The sequence below is a fragment of the Rosistilla oblonga genome, from assembly GCF_007751715.1.
In the GTDB taxonomy this organism is placed as follows: Bacteria; Planctomycetota; Planctomycetia; order Pirellulales; family Pirellulaceae; genus Rosistilla; species Rosistilla oblonga.
Genome location: NZ_CP036292.1, coordinates 6,735,895 through 6,754,621, shown reverse-complemented (window position 1 = coordinate 6,754,621; position 18,727 = coordinate 6,735,895). Strand labels below are relative to the sequence as shown.

General features: G+C 58.5%; 13 protein-coding genes and 1 tRNA gene. 3 read left to right on the top strand and 11 right to left on the bottom strand.

The genetic code is table 11. From position 1 onward, the window contains the following. Nucleotides 1-15: 15 nt before the first annotated feature. Entirely contained in the window at nucleotides 16-672 is a 657-nt protein-coding gene (locus CA51_RS23865) for a MotA/TolQ/ExbB proton channel family protein (RefSeq protein WP_231745868.1), read from the bottom strand. 261 nt (nucleotides 673-933) lie between these two features. Further along, complete coding sequence (locus CA51_RS23860) at nucleotides 934-1,836, bottom strand: hypothetical protein (protein WP_145123635.1); 903 nt, start codon at nucleotides 1,834-1,836, stop codon at nucleotides 934-936. Nucleotides 1,837-2,248: 412 nt separating this feature from the next. Between CA51_RS23860 and CA51_RS23855 the strand changes: the two genes are divergently transcribed. Next, nucleotides 2,249-2,321, top strand: a tRNA-Phe gene (locus CA51_RS23855). A gap of 394 nt (nucleotides 2,322-2,715) precedes the next feature. Here CA51_RS23855 and CA51_RS23850 read toward each other — a convergent pair. Further along, nucleotides 2,716-3,921 (bottom strand): thermonuclease family protein, encoded by a 1,206-nt coding sequence (locus CA51_RS23850; RefSeq protein WP_197451432.1) that lies wholly within the window; start codon nucleotides 3,919-3,921, stop codon nucleotides 2,716-2,718. 513 nt (nucleotides 3,922-4,434) lie between these two features. Between CA51_RS23850 and CA51_RS23845 the strand changes: the two genes are divergently transcribed. Beyond that, complete coding sequence (locus CA51_RS23845) at nucleotides 4,435-5,583, top strand: Fic family protein (RefSeq protein WP_197451431.1); 1,149 nt, start codon at nucleotides 4,435-4,437, stop codon at nucleotides 5,581-5,583. Nucleotides 5,584-5,871: 288 nt separating this feature from the next. On the opposite strand, the gene CA51_RS23840 is transcribed toward CA51_RS23845, so the two are convergent. The 6 genes from CA51_RS23840 to msrB form a co-directional block, all read right to left on the bottom strand. Beyond that, entirely contained in the window at nucleotides 5,872-6,228 is a 357-nt protein-coding gene (locus tag CA51_RS23840; protein ID WP_145123632.1) for a SpoIIAA family protein, read from the bottom strand. A gap of 537 nt (nucleotides 6,229-6,765) precedes the next feature. After that, entirely contained in the window at nucleotides 6,766-9,006 is a 2,241-nt protein-coding gene (locus CA51_RS23835; RefSeq protein WP_145123631.1) for a polyribonucleotide nucleotidyltransferase, read from the bottom strand. Between the two features lie 317 nt (nucleotides 9,007-9,323). Beyond that, nucleotides 9,324-9,593 (bottom strand): 30S ribosomal protein S15, encoded by a 270-nt coding sequence (gene rpsO / locus CA51_RS23830; protein WP_145123630.1) that lies wholly within the window; start codon nucleotides 9,591-9,593, stop codon nucleotides 9,324-9,326. A gap of 308 nt (nucleotides 9,594-9,901) precedes the next feature. Next, entirely contained in the window at nucleotides 9,902-10,465 is a 564-nt protein-coding gene (locus CA51_RS23825) for a DUF6580 family putative transport protein (protein WP_145123629.1), read from the bottom strand. Between the two features lie 153 nt (nucleotides 10,466-10,618). Continuing rightward, the gene (locus tag CA51_RS23820; protein WP_145123628.1) at nucleotides 10,619-11,344 is read right to left on the bottom strand and encodes a hypothetical protein; all 726 of its coding nucleotides are present in this window, start codon (nucleotides 11,342-11,344) and stop codon (nucleotides 10,619-10,621) included. Between the two features lie 194 nt (nucleotides 11,345-11,538). Then, nucleotides 11,539-12,141 (bottom strand): peptide-methionine (R)-S-oxide reductase MsrB, encoded by a 603-nt coding sequence (gene msrB / locus CA51_RS23815; protein ID WP_145123627.1) that lies wholly within the window; start codon nucleotides 12,139-12,141, stop codon nucleotides 11,539-11,541. A 101-nt stretch (nucleotides 12,142-12,242) separates the two neighbouring features. Here msrB and CA51_RS23810 point away from each other — a divergent pair, with 101 nt between their 5' ends. Next, a complete protein-coding gene (locus CA51_RS23810; protein WP_145123626.1) occupies nucleotides 12,243-13,250 on the top strand; it encodes an ABC transporter ATP-binding protein in 1,008 nt (335 codons plus the stop codon). Between the two features lie 422 nt (nucleotides 13,251-13,672). On the opposite strand, the gene CA51_RS23805 is transcribed toward CA51_RS23810, so the two are convergent. Continuing rightward, entirely contained in the window at nucleotides 13,673-14,914 is a 1,242-nt protein-coding gene (locus CA51_RS23805; RefSeq protein WP_145123625.1) for a hypothetical protein, read from the bottom strand. 76 nt (nucleotides 14,915-14,990) lie between these two features. Beyond that, on the bottom strand, nucleotides 14,991-18,539 hold the full coding sequence (locus CA51_RS23800; protein WP_197451430.1) for a hypothetical protein: 3,549 nt from the start codon (nucleotides 18,537-18,539) through the stop codon (nucleotides 14,991-14,993). Between the last annotated feature and the right edge of the window lie 188 nt (nucleotides 18,540-18,727).

Sequence of the window (18,727 nt, the reverse complement as noted above, 5' to 3'; positions counted from 1 at the left end):
GCTAGCCGAAGGCGATTAGCGAGGTCGCGAGAGCCCGGATCGGAACGCTTCGAAAAAGCGATTCAGCCCCGCCCCGACCAGATCTTCCATCTTGCTGATCCGGATGTTCACGCTGGCCGTCGCGATGATCAACGGAACGGCGATCGCCAGCCCGCAAGCCGTCGTTCGCAGCGCGACGTTAATGTCGGCGGCGAGCATCGTGGGGTCGACCGATTCGGCGGTCGCCAGCGTTTTAAACGCTCCCATCATGCCGAATACCGTTCCGAACAGCCCGATCATCGGCGCGCTTTTGATCACCGTCGAGATCCAGCTGAGCCGGTGTTCGAGGTCGGCGATCACGTCGCGTTGGAAGCGTTCGATCACCAACGCTTTGACTTTTTGGTAACCGAGTTCGCGATTTTCGACGGCCAGTTCGACCATCTGCGGGATCGCTCGAGCGTCCCCTTCGACAAGCTCCAGCACGGCTTCAAAGTCGCCCGCTTCCAGCGGCTCCGCCATGTCGTCGAGGTAATCGTTTTGTATGTCTTCGGACTTAAAACGCTTTGCCGCCACGCGTGTCCATACGATCACCACGCAGTAGATACCCCACAAGGCGACGGCCGCCAAGGCGAAGTAAATGGAGTTGGCGATCATTGTGTAAACGTCGGCTTTGGCCAGCAGCATCGCAGACATAGAGGCGTGGTCTCGAATCGAGGAAAATTTCTTTGGAGCGTTTGCTAAATTCGACGGGATTTTGATTCAAACAAGCGAACGATGCCGCTGCGTCGAATCGATGGAGACGTTCCAAGGTTGAAGAGTAGTGGAGGCTGGAGGTCTCGGGGAAACCCGTATTCATACGAGCATATTCACCCACGAACTCGTGGCAAGCCGACGTGGGGGCGTGGGAATTCGATTCCTTAAATTATAGCCGGCCAGGTAGCGGTTGCAGGTGCGTCACTTCGGTTTCCGGTAGCGTTGTTCGATCACGACAAAGTGATGCCCATCGCCACCGGGTTGCGATTCGAAGATCGTTTTGGCGATCTGCGTCACGCTCTGGTAGCCCTTCTCCTTGGCGTATTCCAATTCCGTGTGGGCCAGGATGTTCTCGAGGTTCGGCGGGATGAACTTCAGCACGTGCCGCCCCGCTCCCACGCCAACTCCCGCTTTGCCTAGCAGCGACTTGTCCCAGCGTTCCAGCGGGCCGGCTTGCGTGAAGCGAAAGTAGAGCCGTTTTTCAGTCGAGGTGTCGGGGTTGTGCTTCTTCTTAGGCGATTTGGCGAGGTTCGAGGCGTAGTCGACGCCCTCGGTCGAGCCGCCGATCGCGCCGAGTTCGATCTGGTAGAAGTCGAGTTGTTCGGCATACGCCACCATCGATTTCGCTTGGAACTTCAGGTTCCACCGCTCAAATCGCGGGATAATGTCTTCTCCCTCCCCCTCGGGACCCGGCGGGCGACTGTCTCCCTGCCCCGATCCGGTCGTCGAAGCCGATGCGTCGGTGTTCATCGAATCGAGTGACGCCGCGACCGAACTGACAGCATCGGTGACCGCTTGCAGGGTGTCGGTCAGCGTGGGTTCGGTCAGCTCGGAGACCTCTTCCTCTCCGGGTGGTTCGAAATCGCGTTCGAATCCCTCGGCGTTTTCGCCGCGGCCAGCCGCCTCTTCGACGATCGCCACAACCACTTCGCCGGTCCTAAAGTTCAACCGATCCAGCAACCAGATCATGAACATGAAGAAGACGAAGAAGCCGACGAAGACCAGCAGCGCCATCAGCATCGAACTGACCTGGTCGAACTGCGAAATCCTCAGCGACCGCTGCGGGTGTTCCTTGGAATGAGACGAAGGGTCTGCGACCGACATGGATGATGACTGGGGATATTTGGGTGACGGAACAGGCGACGACGGCGATCGATCGCGAGAGTCATGGGGTGGTGGGCCGCGAGCCGACCAGAATCGGGGGCCGATCCGTTTATGGGCAAAAAAATAGAGCCGACGGGCCGATCGGCCCATTCATAAGTTGGAAAACGTCTGGAATTTCGCCGGCTGCGGAATCTTGTGAGCCACAGAACGGGGAATCTCCTAGGTTGCAGTATAAAACATGGCATCAATCAACGCGAACATCCATCCCACCGCGAAGCAATAAATTTGCCCCACCAAACCATCCTGTCGGAAAAACTGTCTATTTCTTCGACTTTCGAGAACATTTGCCCCCGGGGGACCGATTGACACAATGTGCAGTTGGAATCAAAATCCCTTCTCACCTTTGCGACAAGGTCGGGTAGCTCAGTTGGTAGAGCAATGGATTGAAAATCCATGTGTCGGCGGTTCGATCCCGCCCCCGACCACTTCATAAAAACCAGTCGAATCGTTACTCAAAACGATACCGGACCTTCTGTCCGTGCGACGTTTTCCTAAGGACCCAAGACGGTACATACCGTTTTGGGAGAATCAGGAGACGAAGCACACGCCTCGACTGTCTAAATCGCTGCCCAAATACCGTAAGCATAAATCGAGCGGGCAAGCCATCGTCAACGTCCGTGGCCGCGATCATTGTGTGGGGCCCCATGGAACCGCTGTCAGCCGCCGCGAATGCGATCGGCTGGTCGGTGAGTATCCCAGTCGCGATCGCCAGCCCGAGTCATTAACGGTAGACGAAACCGCCGTCAACAAAGCGCTGGCCGCGTTCTGGCGTCATGCCAAGGGGGGGCCTGGCGGTGATTGTCGTTGTGGTTGGCCTTTTTAGTGGCAGACGCGACATGGTTCATAAGCAGATCGAGCGCGACTCAATGGCATTGCGTATTTGCTTTTGCGAAGGTGGCGACAGCCTGCGCGGTGGTACTTTGTTCCGGTGTCAGTAACGAAAACTGTTACTTCATTTTCTCGCGTGCTTGGAACATTGGCTGGGAGTGCGGTCGCTATTCGTTGCCCGTTGCGGTAGTCCCAGGGGGTGACTCGCTTGGCGTCCCGCCACAGGCCTTTCGCAAGCCCCCTGGCAGCGTTTTGTGCGTTGGCAAGCCTGATGTCTTTGTTGTATTCGACGTAGTGCCATGCGTATCCGGCGCTGACGAGAGATTCGTTCACCCAGTCCTTGCTTATGTACAGGTTTCCTAACGCCCGGCCGTACCTGTCTTGGCCTGTGACTTCGGCTCGCAAAAGCTTTCCGTCAACATGGTTTGTCAGCCAGCGAGTTGCTTCAGGGCCGAATTGCTGGGTCGATTCCGGAGCGTCGACTCCTTCTAGTCTGAGAGTAAATTGCTCTCCATTGACTGAGTGGAAATCTACAGTATCGCCGTCCTTCACCCTGTGCACGGTCCCGACATGTAAGATGGCATTTTCACTGTGAGGTGGAGCGGAGATGGCATCAACGTATTGCTGGTCTGCTAGACACAGCAGGTTTATCGGGACTGCGACGCGGGTCCCGTTGTCCGCACGCAGCAGTTGTACATGAGTTTCGTTGAAGTTTGTAAGCGTTGCGTTGACAGTGTTGCTGCCGCCCTTCGTGGTCCAGGTTCGCAATCGAGGTCGTGGTAGGCGTGACTGTTTTGGCTTATCGGGAACTGTTGATGCGATGGTGCTTGGTGGTGATTCTTGAGCGCTGGTTGCGGTAGGAGTTTGCAACGCATCAGTTGCGTCGGGCGACTCGGCAGGTGCTGGCGTTAGGTTCCGTGCTGTGCTGGTTGCCTCCTTCGCCGCATCTGAATCAACCACTTCGATGCTTGTGGCTGGAGCGTTGTTGGTCCGGCTTGTTGCCGCCGGCGAAATGAACTCCAGGAGTCCCCAGAAACCACAGCACGCAGCAAACAGGCAGACTGCCAAGCCCCCGAGGCATCCCAGGCTCGATCCGCCGTTTGCTGTTCCTTTCCGTGATCGTGAACTACTGAATAGTGGATTGCTGAAAGTTCCGATGGGGGTTCTGAACGATTGGGTGATGTTGCGATTCGTCACCGTGAACCGACCGAAGGGGGGTTTGATGCTTCGCCTGAATCTCAACTTCATGCCGATTTCGCCTGAGCTGTTTCGATGGTGCAAGTCAGCCGCGATTTAGGGTGTCTCGCTTTTCCCTGTTCGTATTTCCGCGGGGGTGTGGCATTGTAGCCGAGAGAGGGGGCTGTGGTTGGCCGCTTTTGGCCCTGTCGTGCTTGATTTTGGAGCCTCTTGCTGTCAGCAGAGCAGGATTGCGGTCGCTTGCCCGAAGTTGTTCGGTTGTCAGTTGCGGGGCGGTAGTTCGGACGCGGTGGTCAGCTGAGGTGCTTGCCGCCAGGCAGACAGCGGAAGGGGGTGGTCGCATTCGGAGTCGCGTCCTGCTTTCGATCGAGGGCGGCAGTCTGGGAGCATCGCGACTGCGGCGATGGCAAGGGAGGGGCTTGTTCGTGCTGCCGCTGGCTTTTTAATACGCCTCGCCTCGATTAAAATTTAGGGGTGTTTTTTTTAATCGAGGCCATTTGAGCTTGGTGAATCGTGAAGAAATCGCTGTTTTCGGAAGTCAGTCCCGGAGCGATCGTTTCGATTGCAGGCAACGAAATCGCATTTGTGCCCGACTCGCTCCCGCCGGGGTGGGAGTTTCCGGGGCGGCTTTGGCCGCTTCTTGCCGAAGCGAAGAGCCAGATTGGCATATTGGAGGGGATCGGCAGGGTTCTCCCTAACCCTGGCATTCTCTTGCGACCGCTTGAAGATCGGGAGGCGATTCGCTCGTCGCGGCTTGAGGGAACGTACGCGACGCCTCAGGAGTTGCTGTTGTTTGAATTGGAGCCACGGGTGCCGACGTCTGACCGGGATCCTAGGAACGATCACCGGGAAGTTTTTAATTATCGCCGTGCCCTGCATTTGGGAGTGAACGACAGTCGCCCGCTGTGCCTGCGTCTACTGAGAGATATGCATCGAATCTTGCTTGGTGGTGTGCGTGGTCGCGACAAGAATCCAGGGAATTTTCGAAACTGTCAAGTTGCCATAGGAGGCTCCAGGAGGTTTGTTCCACCGCCACCCGAGAGCGTTATGGGGTGCTTGTACGAAATGGAAAGCTACTTTCATGTAGAAGATTCTCGCTACGATCCCTTGGTGAACTGCTTCCTGATGCATTATCAGTTTGAAACAATTCACCCTTTTAACGATGGGAATGGGCGAATTGGCCGCCTGCTGCTTGCGATCATGATGCAGCAGAAGTGTGCGATGACGAAGCCTTGGCTCTATCTAAGCGAGTTCTTTGAGCAGCATCGCGACGAGTACATTGACAGGCTTTTCCAGGTCAGTACTCAGGCTAAGTGGTCGGCTTGGGTTGAGTTTTGCTTGCATGCGACAGTAGCTCAAGCGAAAGCTACGATTACGCGATGTGAGCGACTGTTGGCGATCCGTGAGGACTTCAACGGCCGGCTCAATAAGGTCGGCGGGAATGTTCGGTTGTACACAATCATGGAGGAAATTTTCAGGTCTCCTTTTATCCGGGTGTCAGATGTGCCGGAGTTGCTGGGCATTTCCTATCCAACAGCAAAATCGGACATGGAAAGGTTGGCAGACGCTGGGATCCTTAAAGAGCTGAGTGGAGTGTCGCCAAAGACGTACTACGCACCGGAGGTTTTTAGTGTCGCCTATGACGAATTGCCGGATAGCTGAAGTGTGCTTTCGGGTTGTCGAAGCACTGTGCGTGGCGGTTTAGCGGCTCGCAGCTTGGTCTGATTGGTTTCGGGTCGGTTGTGTGAGTGATGTTTGGTTGTATGTGCACCTGCCTAGCGGGCGAAGTCTGCCGCTGCAGGGCTCTGTTTGTGCTTGGTCCAACCTCCCCCGCCAAGCTAGTTTTGCTTGGCGGTTTTCTCTATTTGCCGTCGATCGATGCTGGTTGTCGCTTCAGTCATCGATAGGTTGAACGACGGCATCGCTTTCAGTTCGCGTTGCTGGCGCCGCTTATGCCAGCCATTGGCGGGCTTCTTGGTCCTGGCCGGCGTCAAAATATTTGATCGTCGACATGGTAAACGGCTTGCAGATCGCCGACATCCATTTTTCCCATTTGGTTTCGCCGACCATCGCGATCTTTTCGATGTCGCGGCAGTGTTTGGTCGCAAACTTGATGTCTTCCCAGACGGCTCCCATCTCCCAGCCGTGGAAGTCGTGCATCTCGAGCAGGATTTTGATTTTGCCGCACGATTCGATCAGGCGTTCGACCGCCGGTTCGAAATGCTCGTAGTCTTCTTTGCTCAGTTTGTCGCTGACTTTAACTTCCAGTAGCCCGGTGTCGAAATCTTCATGCAGCACGATTGCCATCGGTTGATACCTTTCGGGTGTAGTGATGTGGTTTCAGTAGAGGAAGGGTTTTTGTCTTTTGCATGCGACGGTTCGGCTCGAAGCGTCGCCGTGAATGTCTCTATCATAAGGGGGCGATTTCGGTGGGGCTACAGCTGTCGCGCTCGCGGCCGTCTGCAGAGCGAGCCCGTTGGCGACGGTTGGTTGAAGATGGGACGTTTCGGTTGGCAATGCAGGCTGGTCGCTGGCGTTGTTTTGTGTCGGCACAAACCGCAGCGATGAGGGTCCGCAATGGTTGAGTTTCGTCTGCGACCAGAGTTGTTGCTGTTGTCGCGAGAGTGAAGGTTGTTGTTGGTTTGGGGCTTTTTGACCGTCGCGATGACCGGTCCCCTGGTTCCGTGCCGAGTGCTGTTGGAGTCGGTGTTTCGTGTTGGTGTGCGATGCGGTTGGTGAATCCAACGAAAAAACCGTCGCCTGAATCCAGGCGACGGTTTGCAAATTTTAGGTTCTTTGGCTGTTAGGCTCTTCAGCTTTCAGGATTGAAAGCTTGAGGAGAGCTTAGTCGCGACGTGGGCCGCGTCCGCGTCCGCCGCCACCACCGCCGCCGCTGCGACGTCCACGCGAGCGAGGGCGATCGTCGTCGCCACCGTCGCGGCTGCCGCCACGGTCTTCTCCGCCTTCTTCGACTGCCGAAGCCATTTCGTCTTCGATGCCCAGTTCGTCGATCGCTTGACGACGGCTCAGCTTGACGCGGTCGTGCTCGTCGATGTCGATGACCAAGACCTTCATCGGATCACCAACCTTGACGACGCTGTCGATCGCGCTGATGAATCCGCTGGACAGTTCGCTGATGTGAACCAGGCCGTCGCGTCCGGGCAGGATTTCAACAAACGCCCCGAAGTCCTTGATGCTGCTGACCGTACCGTCGTAGATCTTGCCGATCTGAACGGTTGCGGTGCAAGCTTCGATCAACTTCATCGCTTCTTGAGCCGATTCCAGGTTGTCGCTGGCGACCAATACGTTGCCGTCGTCGTCGACTTCGACCACGGTTCCGGTCGATTCTTGGATACCGCGGATGTTCTTGCCGCCAGGGCCGATCAGCATGCCGATCTTCGCTGGTTCGATCTTCGTGCGCAGCAGGCGTGGTGCGGTTGCAGCGATCTCGCGGCGAGGACGCGAGATCGTGGTCAGCATCTTGCGAAGGATCTCGATGCGAGCTTCGCGCGATTGCTTCAGGGTGGCGCGAATGATGTCTTCGCTGATGCCCCAGATCTTCAGATCCAGTTGGATGCCGGTGATACCGTTTTGTGTTCCCGAGATCTTGAAGTCCATGTCGCCGAAGTGATCTTCGTCGCCCAGGATGTCGGTGATCAGGACCCACTTGTCGTTCTCTTTGACCAGGCCGACCGAGATGCCAGCGACGGGGTTGGTGATTGGTACACCAGCCGCCATCAGGCCCAGAGTAGCACCACAAACCGAAGCCATCGAGCTCGATCCGTTGCTTTCCAGGATGTCGCTGATCACGCGGATCGTGTAGGGGAAGGTGTCCGCATCGGGCAGTACTGGTGCGATGCTGCGTTCAGCCAAAGCACCGTGTCCGATTTCGCGACGTCCTGGGCCACGGATCGGGCGGCATTCGCCGACCGAGAACGATGGGAAGTTGTAATCCAGCATGAATTTCTTGCTGAATTCGTCGTGCAGTCCGTCGACGCGTTGTTCGTCGCGCTTGGTTCCCAAGGTGACGGTGATCAGCGCTTGAGTTTCACCGCGTTGGAACAGCGAAGAACCGTGGGTGCGTGGCAGCAGGTCGGTTTCGCAGTAGATCGGACGCAGGCTGGCATGGTCGCGGCCGTCGGGGCGAGTGCCGGCGAGGATCAGTTCGCGGACGATCAGCGAATCGAGTTCGTGCCATTCGTGCGAGAAGCGGTTCGGGCAGACAGCGCCTTCAGCGTTTGGATCGGGGATGATCTCAGCTTTAGCGCGTTCCTTGAGTGCCTTGCACGCTTCGGCGCGGTCTTGCTTGCCAGCGGTTTGCTTGAGCGACTTGAACTCTTGGTAATAAGCGCTCTTCAGGCGATCGAACAGGCCGTCGTCTTCTGGCGGCGTGTATTCGATCTTCTCTGGCTTGACCAGATCGTAGAGTTCTTGTTGCAGTGCGATGATCTCGCGGATTACGCCGTGAGCGAAGAGGATCGCGTCGACCATCTCGTCTTCGGGCATCTCTTGAGCGAAGCCTTCGATCATCGTGACGGCGTCTTGGGTGCCGCTGACGATCAGGTCCAATTCGCTTTCGTCGAGGTCGTCAACGGTTGGGAAGGCGACCAATTCGCCGTCGATCTTGCCAACGCGAACCGAAGCGACGGGGCCTTGGAATGGCAGTGGGCTGATCAACAGTGCGCAACCTGCACCGTTCATCGCCAGCACGTCGCCATCGTTTTGGCCGTCGCTGCTGAGGACAAACGATTGGACTTGAACCTCTTCCTTGTAGCCCTTTGGCCACAGTGGGCGGATCGGGCGATCGGTCAATCGCGCGGTCAGGGTCTCTTTCATGGTCGGGCGTCCCTCACGCTTGAGGAAACCGCCTGGGAACTTACCGGCCGCAGCCATCCGCTCGCGATAATCGCATGTCAGTGGGAAGAAGTCCAAGCCGGGTCGCGGTGCGCTAGTAGCCGCAGCGGTCAAGACGACGGTTTCGCCGTATTGGATGGTTACGCAGCCCGCAGCTTGTTTTGCCAATTGCCCCGATTCTAGGATCAGCGTGTTCTTGCCAATCTTCTTTTCAACTCGAAATTTATTCACTTTCTACTCTTCCTTCTCGTTAAACCTACAAACTACTTCTATTTTCACTGTTCACTTTTTATGTTCGGTCTGATGTTGCCGCGTTCCCGTGCGAACAGAGTGGATAAAGACGGACTGAACCTTCGAGGGTGCAGTGCGAGGAACGGGAGAGCGGCGACCGGTGTATGTCGACACACCCTGTGCCAAGAATGACAGAGTGGACAAAGAGGATCGATGAGAAGACAGCGCCAGCCCAGTTGCTGGCGCATATTCACCGACAGGACGGCCCCTTCCCTTGGGGCCGTCGAAGCGACCGCAAAAAGAAGGCGAGTCGCTTGTTACTTTCGGATACCGAGGCGTGCGATGATCTCGATATATCGCTGTGGATCGGTGTTCCGTAGATAATCCAGCAGCCGACGGCGTCGGCTGACCAGACCCAGCAGGCCACGGCGGCTGGCATAATCTTTTTTATGCGTCCGCATGTGGTCGGTCAGGCCATTGATCCGTTCGGTGAGAATCGCAATTTGCACTTCCGACGACCCATTGTCGCCTGCGGAGTGCTTGTGCTCTTCGATCAGTTCTGCTTTTCGTTCTATCGTAATTGTCATTGGGGCCTACATAATTTTAACGGCGGAATTTGCTTGATGGGCACCGGTCGAATCAAGTCGCTACAGCCATCCAAGGCTCCGGCCGCGTCAATCAATTGCTAGCGCATTGACTCCGTCACTAGCGATTCCATTGTTATCAAAATATTTCGATCACGTTTTGATTCTGGCCCCTAAGTGTACCGATCTTGCGCCGTTTTGCAACGGCGATTCGGGACCGATTTCCGTAACTTGCAGCATGCAAGCCGGGACGTCGGCCGATCGAATCGCGCCGGCGACTCAGGGACTAATTCAATATTGGCATTTGAAGCTCAAGACTTGCGAGCAAATGCCGGTTGCATCGCGGGCTGCTTGCTGACCAAGCGGGTCAGTCGCGCTGGCCATTGAGATTGCGAGAACTCGTACGTTCCAAACAGAACGGCCGAATAGAGCAGATTCCCAATCAGGGTGTTTGTCAGGAAGGGGATCGCCATCGTGTAGCAGGCGATCAGCCCTGCGACGGTCGGCGGGTATTGGCCGGCGAACCAAACGCCAAGGTTGCTGGCCAGGAAGAAGACGATCGAGCTGGCGACTGCCGCTCCGCCGATCCGGGCTGCTGTGCGGTTTTTTGCTAGTCCTCGGCCGATCAACGCCGACGCGGCGATCCCCGCGTAGACCATGCAGAAGACGGCTGGGTTGTAGAAGCCCATGCCGGGCAGGCGGAGGACGTGCCCGATGACATCGCTAGCCAACATCGCTCCGATCGGCAGCAGCCATGCCGTTCGGCCTCGCAAATAACACCCTGCGAACAAGCCGATCGCGCCGACGCAAACGAGGTTTGGCGGGTGCGGCATCAGGCGGGTCGCAGTGGCGATCAGAAAGAGGATGTAAAACATGGCTCGAGATCCGAGGGCTGCAATATTATGGTTCGTAACGGAACCTCCCAGGCTATCTTCTCCCGAGCGTTTGAGCAACGCTGGAAATGGACGATTCGGTAGGTTTCGGTGTCGAATCGTCCCCGTTTTCGTCTACCGGGGGGCTTCAGCAGCTTAAGGGATCAGGAAGACGGCACCGGTCGTCCAGGCTGCCTGATTCAGTACCGCGTCGCGTTGGTACGGAGGGCGTTGCAGCAGGTTTGGCGCCCGGGTTCCAGGGCGATAGTAGCCCAGAGTGTGGTTGTATTCGCAAGGGCGTTGGATCGTCATCAAGTACGGGAGTGCTGGGATGGTCGTGAAGAACCGCGCGGCCGAAAGAGCTGGCTGAAGGCAATATTTCAGCTCATGCCCGTTGCGTTCAAGCATCGCGTCCTGGAAGTACAGGGGATGCGAAAATGTGTTGGCGGCCTGCCAGTCGTATTGAGAGTAGACCCAGTTTCCCGAACGATCGTACCCTTCGGGCAGCGGGATGGTGTTCGTCATCACCAGATCCGCGTTGTTCTTGGGAGTCTGCCCGTTACCGATGTCGACTTGTTGAGTAGTCGGGGCGACCAGCGACGGCAGACGCAGTTGGTTCCCTTCGACCTTGGGGAAACGGTTTTCGCCGAAGATCGAATCTCCCGCCAGTTCCTTGACGTTCTTGATCCGCTCTGCCTCGGTGCGAAGGTCGGCGGGGAGCGGAGTTGCTGGAACTTTTGCGCCGTCGCTCAGCGGAGCTTTCGTTTCGGGAGCCTCCTGGACCAGCATTCGGAAAGGTCCGGCGGCACCGGCGGTCGACGTAACAACCGCTGCCAGCAGGCAACAGTTTCTGGCGGCTATTGTGAACGAGTGAACAACCATTTCTCAGAATCCTTTCCGAACAAACCATGCGAGCGCTCCCGCTCGCTATCAATGGGTGCGCTTGCACCTGTGATCCCGAATGTTCTCATCGGGTTGCTCGCCCGAGCTGGATCAGTTGCAACGCGGCGGCCCTCACATACCGCAAACTTTGCCTGTCTGGACTCCCACTTTTTGCCGCGTCGGCTCGGTGCTGGCTACCGATCCGATTGCGGTTCCGCGGTCGGTTCCTCCAAGCTGCTTCGCTCGCGAAATTTCAACGCCGCTCCGTTCATGCAGAACCGCAGCCCCGTTGGTTGCGGGCCGTCGTTAAAGACGTGTCCGAGGTGCGCCTTGCAGCGTTTGCAGTGAACCTCGGTCCGCGGATACAGCATCTTCCAGTCGGTCTTGGTGCCGACGTTCCCCTCGCGGATCGGTTGCCAGTAGCTGGGCCAGCCGGTCCCCGATTTGAACTTCGTGGAGGAATCGAACAGCGGCAGGCCGCAGACGACGCAGGTGTAGATGCCGTCCTGCTTGCTGTCCCAGTAGGGGCCGCTGAATGCCCGCTCGGTATCCGCCTGCTGCGTTACACTATATTGCATTCGAGTCAGTGTTTTGCGGAGTTCCCGCTTGGTTTTGGGAGTATATGGCGGCGCGTTGGGGCCCCACTTGCTGTCGCTCGATTCGGTGGCGGACGCCGGTGCCTTGGACTGACCGTCGTCGGCGCGACTTGTCAGATTGCCCATGCTGAGGGTCCAGAGCGTGATTGCCACCGTTGTAGTGCCAGTCACCCACCGCCAGTGGTTTTTCGATACGATCATGTCGCGGTCTCCCGTTTAAACAAATGCTCCACGCAGAATAGGGCTTTCTCTTATTCTATTGTCAGCATCAAGTGGTTCCAAACGAAACAAGGGCTTTCTCTATGGCGGGTCTCGCAATTCGCAAGCTTTGTAAGTCGTTTGCCGGTCGGATCGTCCTGGATCATTTGGAGCTTTCAGTCGATCCGGGGCAGCTGGTGGTGCTGCTGGGGGCCAGCGGCAGCGGTAAGACGACGTTGTTGCGGCTGATCGCGGGGCTCGAAACGCCTGACGCGGGGGGGATCGCGATCGGTGGCCGCGAGGTTGGGCGGTTGTCCCCTCGGCAACGCAATGTTTCGATGGTCTTCCAGGATTTCGCTCTCTATCCGCACATGAGCGTCGGCGACAACATCGCCTTCCCGCTGCGAGGGCGTAAGGTTTCCCGCGCGCAGGTCGTCAGCAAAGTCGCCGACGTCGCGGGAAAACTGGGGCTAGGGGCGTTGCTCGATCGACGACCCGATCAGATCTCCGGTGGCCAACAGCAGCGGTTGGCCGTCGCCCGCGCCCTCGTCCGCGATTCCCAGTTGTTGTTGATGGACGAACCGTTGTCGAACGTCGATGTCCGGCGGCGCGACGCGATGCGGTACGAGCTTCGCAGTCTGCAGAAGGAGTTTGCGTTGACGGTCCTCTACGTCACGCACGATCAGACCGAAGCGATGCTGTTGGGGGACCAGATCGCGGTCATCGATCGCGGTGTGATCCAGCAGATGGCTCCGCCGGACGTTATCTATGATCAGCCGGCGAATCGATTTGTCGCCCAGTTTATCGGTTCGCCGCCGATGAATTTTATTCCCGACGGGCGAGCAGGACTGTTGGGCATCCGCCCCGAGGATCTCTCCTTTCGGTCGGCTGGCGACGACGACTTGAAGATCGACGGAGTTGTCGATGCCGTTCAGTGCCTCGGTTCGCACAACGTCGTCCATCTTCGCACTGACGAAGGTCCAGTCGCGGTCATCGTCGATCGACAGCAGCGGGTGGAGCTTGGGGAGCAGTTGACCGCGTGTGCCGCGCGTTGCAGGTTGCATCGTTTTGCGCCAAGCGACGGCGCACGCCTCGCGTCGCCACTCGTTTAGCCGCAACATCGTGCAGCGAAGCGTACTGGACGAGGTTACGAGTCCTTTTGCGTCGGACCAAATCGCTGGGACTCGTAACCTCGTCTACTACATCCCGCCGCAAATTCTGTCGCCGGTCCGAGGCTCCTTCGTTAAACGATATTGCGTTTAGCCGCGTGCCCATCGGGCAGCGCTTTGGGTATGAGTCCCGAGAGTGTGGTGACGCACGGGGCAGATCGTTTAACCGCGTGCCCAACGGGCCGCGTTTTGCGTGAGAGTCTCGAGAATGTGTGACGCGCGGGGCGTTGCCGCCGCGGTGAAACGAAGTGGTGCAGATCGTTTAACCGCGTGCCCATCGGGCCGCGCTTTGCGTGTGAGTCTCGAGAATGTATGACGCGCGGGGCGTTGCCGCCGCGGTGAAACGAAGCGGCCCGCCTGCCCTGCTACAGCTTCACCCGTTTCGGCGATTTCGCGTCGGGCTTCGTTTCGGTCGAGGATTCGGGTGCTGGTGGAATCGCTGGTTTATCGGTCGCGGGCAACGCGTCGTGCCACAGCTGTTCCGCTTGGATCTGTTGGCAATAGTGATCCGAGAAGGAATGATCGGTGCCGCGATACTCCCGCGATCCGCCTCGCATCCCAACGATCTTGGCGATCGGATCGTCGCCGACATCCAGGATCGTCGTTTGCAGCGGTAGCGGCGACAGCTCTTTGTCGTTCAGCGGGATCCCTGCGGCGATCCATGCGATCTGTTGTTCCGCTTGTTCACGTCGCCCCAGCATCGCCATCGTATACATCGCGTTGCGAGCGATGATGCAGCCCTGGGAATGCGTGATCAAGCTGATCGGTTCGCGCGCTGTCAGTAGAACGTAGGCCAATTGGCGTGTCGTCGGATTCCCTTGTAATGTCTGGCCGTCGTCGAGCATCGCCTGCAATTGCTCGGCGTCCATTCGGTTCAGCTTGTTGAACACCGTTGCCGGCCATAATCGGTCGTGCAGGCATTCGCTGAGGTCGTCGGTTCCGTAGCCTTCGACATCTAAGCCCGAGTGGTTTGGCGGTTCCATGAACGTGGGGTTGTGCAGCAAATGGACGCGGCGGCCCAGTTGTTCGGCGATTTCGTCGGCCATCACGATCGCTTCGGCCTTCTTCGTCGTGATCCCGTTGACGAACCAGATCGGCGGACCGGGAAGGTCCTCGCGGCGGATGATCGTTTCGGGAGGCTGCGTCAACAGTTGGGCTAGCGTTCGATTCTGTTTGCCATACCACCACTGCTCGGGCAGCAGGTCGGTTCGCGATTGGGCGTTCACGCTTGGGGCGTCGCCGCCGCGCGACAGCGATCGTAGGATCACGTTGTCGGAATTGTCCAGCCAGCGTTCGATGTCGTCCCCGGTGAGGTCGTCGACTCCCGAAGCCATCGCGTCCATCCATGCTTGTCGGCGCTGGTCGATCGCTTTTTGAGAGTCGTCGGGAAGCGTGCGATAGATTTCACGAGCCCCTTCGGTGACGATCGAAAACAGGCTCTCCAGCTTCTTCCGCGTCTGCTCCTTTTCCTCTTCGGTTTGGTTATCCGCAGCCGATTGAATCCGCTGGCGGATCGCGTCGAGAAAGCTTCCCTCCTGAGCGACGACCGGACGGTTGTTGCAGAGAATCGCGAGCAAAATGCACGTTGTCAGGCAGCGTGTGGACATCGGTCGGGCCTTCGGAATCGGTCAGCGGTTTCGGGAATACTGACCGGATTGTAACACGAAAACCATTTGGGTGGCGTTAGTTATTGCCACGCGAGATCGATCGCCGGAAAGCTTCGAAGGCGTCGCGATAGAGCGCCGGCGGAGCGACTCGCTGTCCCGATTCTCGCACGTCTCGCAGCGAGTCTTCGCGTTGGATCGTCTGCCGCGACTTGCCACTTGCCGGTGGGCGGATGCCAAGGCTTTCGATCTGCTCCAGGTATTCTTGCTTCGCTTTTTCGTCGCCGACCCGCCCCATTTCTTGAGCTTGCTGCCAGCGGTTGAGGAAGTTCTGCAAGTCCTGTTCCGTCCAGTTCAATTTGTCCAACAGTTCGGCGTCCGGTTCGGACTGCTTTTTCTTCAAGTAGTCCAGCACCAGATCGGTCGCTTTCTTGGCGTATTCCTGATTGATCTTTTCAGGCGGCAAGTGGGCGTCGGCACCTGCGCCATCGCCCATCTGGTCGCCTTGAGCTGCAGCTTCCGACGGCGGAGCGTCGGCCGATTTTCCTGGCTCTCCCTGTTTCCCGTCGGGACGTTTGCCCGGCTTGCCTTGGGGGTTGGACTTCGAATCGGACGAACCCGCCTTCGATTCGGCGGTCATCGAATCGTCGCCGCTCTCCCCTGCGTCGTCTCCCGATGGAGTATCGGTCTGATCGGCCGGGTCGCTTGCCTCGCCCTTTCCCTTCCCTTTTTGGTCGCCCTGACCTTGGGAAGGTTTTGAGTCGGAGTTCGGGTCGGCGCCGGCATCGTCTTGTTGGCCTGCATCGGTTCCGTCGCCCGCGTCGGAACCGGCCGGATCGCCAGATTTTCCTTTCGCTTGGTCGTCACCAGTCGGTTTGCCATCGGAGCCAGTTTGATTTTCAGCCTCTTGCCCCGCCGTGTCGCCAGCGTCGTTGTTGCCATCCGTCGCGGGATCGGTTGCCGAAGGCTTGTCGTCGGGCGATTTGCCCTCGCCGGAGCCTTGGTCACCCTTGTCCGATTTGCCGTTGTTTCCAGTATCCGGATTGTTGTTGCCGCCGTTTGGTTTTGGCTTCGTTCCGTCCTGGGGCATCTGCCCGGAGTCGTTGCCTTGATTCGGTTTGGCTCCTTCCCCTTGGTTGCCAGGCCCCCCCGGTTCCCCTTTGGATGCGGCATCACCGGCAGGCTTCGCGTCGGCCGGTTGAGGCTGTTTGTCCTCTTTGCCGCCAGCACCTTCCGCTCCGTCGGCACCTTGTTCCGGTTTGCCGTCGCCGGAATCATCGCTCTCTTGATCGCTTGGTTTCTGAGAGCCCTGCTCTTGTTCAGCTTGCTGTTTCTGCATGTGTTCGCGAATCCGTTCCATGATCTCGCCATCGTGCAGCGGCCCGTCGTCCTGCGGTTTTTCAGCGTCCTCGCCCGCATCACGCTGCGAACCGGCGCCGCCAGATTTGGAATCACCCGCGATCCCCGCAGGCGGTTCGGAACCGTCGGCTTCGGCGTCGGTTGCCTCGCCCTGTCCAGGCTCCTCGCCCGATTCCGATCGACTAGCCGACGCGTCGGGACTGCCCGCTTGGTCACCCGGTTTGCCACCCGATTCGGGACCGCTCTCCTGCGTCATTTCCGACGCCGAAGGATCGGACTTCGATTGCGACGGATCGTCTCCCGCAGGCGAATCGCCCGGTTTGCTGGAGCCTTTGTTTTCCGAATCCCCAGCAGCGTCGCCGCCGCCTTGGTTCGGCTCGGTCCCCTCTTCGGAAGGCTTGTCCGAGGGCTTGCCTCCAGCGCCGTCGGACCCCGATTCGGAATCTTCCGATGGTTCTTGATTCTCCCCTCCGGCTTCGCCTCCACCCGACTCGCCTTTGCCCTTCCCTTCGGCTTGTTCTCCGGTCGAATCTCCTTGGCCGCCGCTGCCGCCACCTTCTCCGTCCTGCTTGCCCGATCCGCTCGGATCGTCGGACTCGCGGTCGCTCTTCTTCTGCAAGCCGTCGCCATCGGCTTCGTCTTCGGCATCCTCAGGAGGAGCGACGATGTGCAATTCGATCGGTTCGGAAACCGTGCTGTTGGGATCGGTCGTTTGGTTGCCCGGCATGTCGCGGTTATCGAACGCGCGGCAGCGGACGGTCACCTTGTCGCCGGCGATCAGGTTCCAGTCCTCGCTGCGGAAGGCGGAGATCGATACCTGTTGGCCGATCAACGCTTCGGTCGATTCAAAGATCTTTCGCGTTCCCAGCACGCGGTCTCCCTTGCGAATTTCGAACTCCATCCGCGAGAGCCCAAAGTCGGGGTCCAAGGCATGGACTTCGATCAGCTGTTCCATCCCGATGGGCAGGTCTTTGGGAGATTGATGCGGGACGATGATCGAGACCTCGGGGCTCAGGTCGGCCGCAACCTTGACAGGATAAATGACTGGGGCCGCGTTAGTCAGCCCTTGCGCGTCTTCGACGATGATCCGGTAGCTCTCGATCGCCACGACGCCCCGCTCTTCCTCCGCTCGACGCAAGACCCACGATGTGCTCATCGACATCTGGTCGTCGGCGATCTCCATCGCTTTGACGCCGCCGGTTGCTTGCCAGATCGATCCGATCCGTTTTGGATTGAATTCGATCTTCGCTTTGGCGATCGGCAGATTCGACTGGGCCACGACGGTGACCGCGGTCCCTTCCAAGCCATCGATCGCGCCGCGGTTGTTGCTGCGCGACGGCAGACGCGTGTAGGCCGCCGGTTGATATTGAACCGATCCGATCGAGACGATGGGAACCGCTTCGACTTTGATTTCGAAAGGGCCACGCCGTGCGTCGCCGGCGACGATCCAGTACTGCGTGTCGTGCCGGATTCCGTCGCCGCTAGCCCCCACGGTCGCTGTGAATTCCGTCTCTGTCGCCTGCATCACTTCGCGATGAGCGATCGAGCCTTGAGTCGTTTCGACCCAGGCCTGTTGGTCCGGCTTGAGTCCATCGATTTCAGCGGTGATCGTCAGCGAAGTCCCTTCGGCAACTTGGGTGTCTCCCGGCGTGACCGCTCCGATCCGAACGCTTGTCGGCGCTTCGATGCTCGCCAGTGGCATCATCAACCGCTGGACTGATTGCACCGTGTTCTTGGGAGATGCGATCGCGTAGATCGCCAGCATCGCGATCAGTGCCAGTAGCGAACCGCTGAGCAGAGTGATTTGTTTTTCCGAAGCCAGTGGATCGGATTGTGGATCGGCCAATCGGCGAGCCGCGTGCGATGCGACGCTGCGGACGACGACGCCACGCAGGCCGGGGATCTCGCGATCGGTTCGCAGGGTCAGGTAGCTGAGCAGGCTGTGGTGCAGTTGCGGGACGCGGCGCTCCAACGACTGAGCTGCGTATTCGGGGTGGATCGAATGTCGCAGCAGCGGCACGATGCGGATCGTAAACCAAGCGATCGACGCGGCGGCGAGAACCAGCCAGACCAGCGTTCGCAGGACCGCTCCGGCCTGGAATATCCATTGGTCGGCGATCGCCCACGCGATCAGAGCGGCCAGCATTCCGACCGCCCAGATCAGCACCGCCGTCAGCAATTCGCGACGCCACAGCACTCGCCGCGCGTTCTCGATATGCTCGGTGATGATCGCGTCGCCGCGATCGGTCGTTGCTGCGGCAGTGGCCATGGGGGCGATGGTCTCGGGAATGCGTTGGGGAAAAGGGGGACGCCGGGCGACGCTACCTTATTATAGATTCCCCTGGCCCGAGGGCGAGCCAGTTCCGGCGACGGGACAAGAATCGGGCCTGGGGGCTCCGAATTCTGATCGCGAAGGTTTATTCTAACGGCCTGGACAGTCCTCATTCTTCACCATCG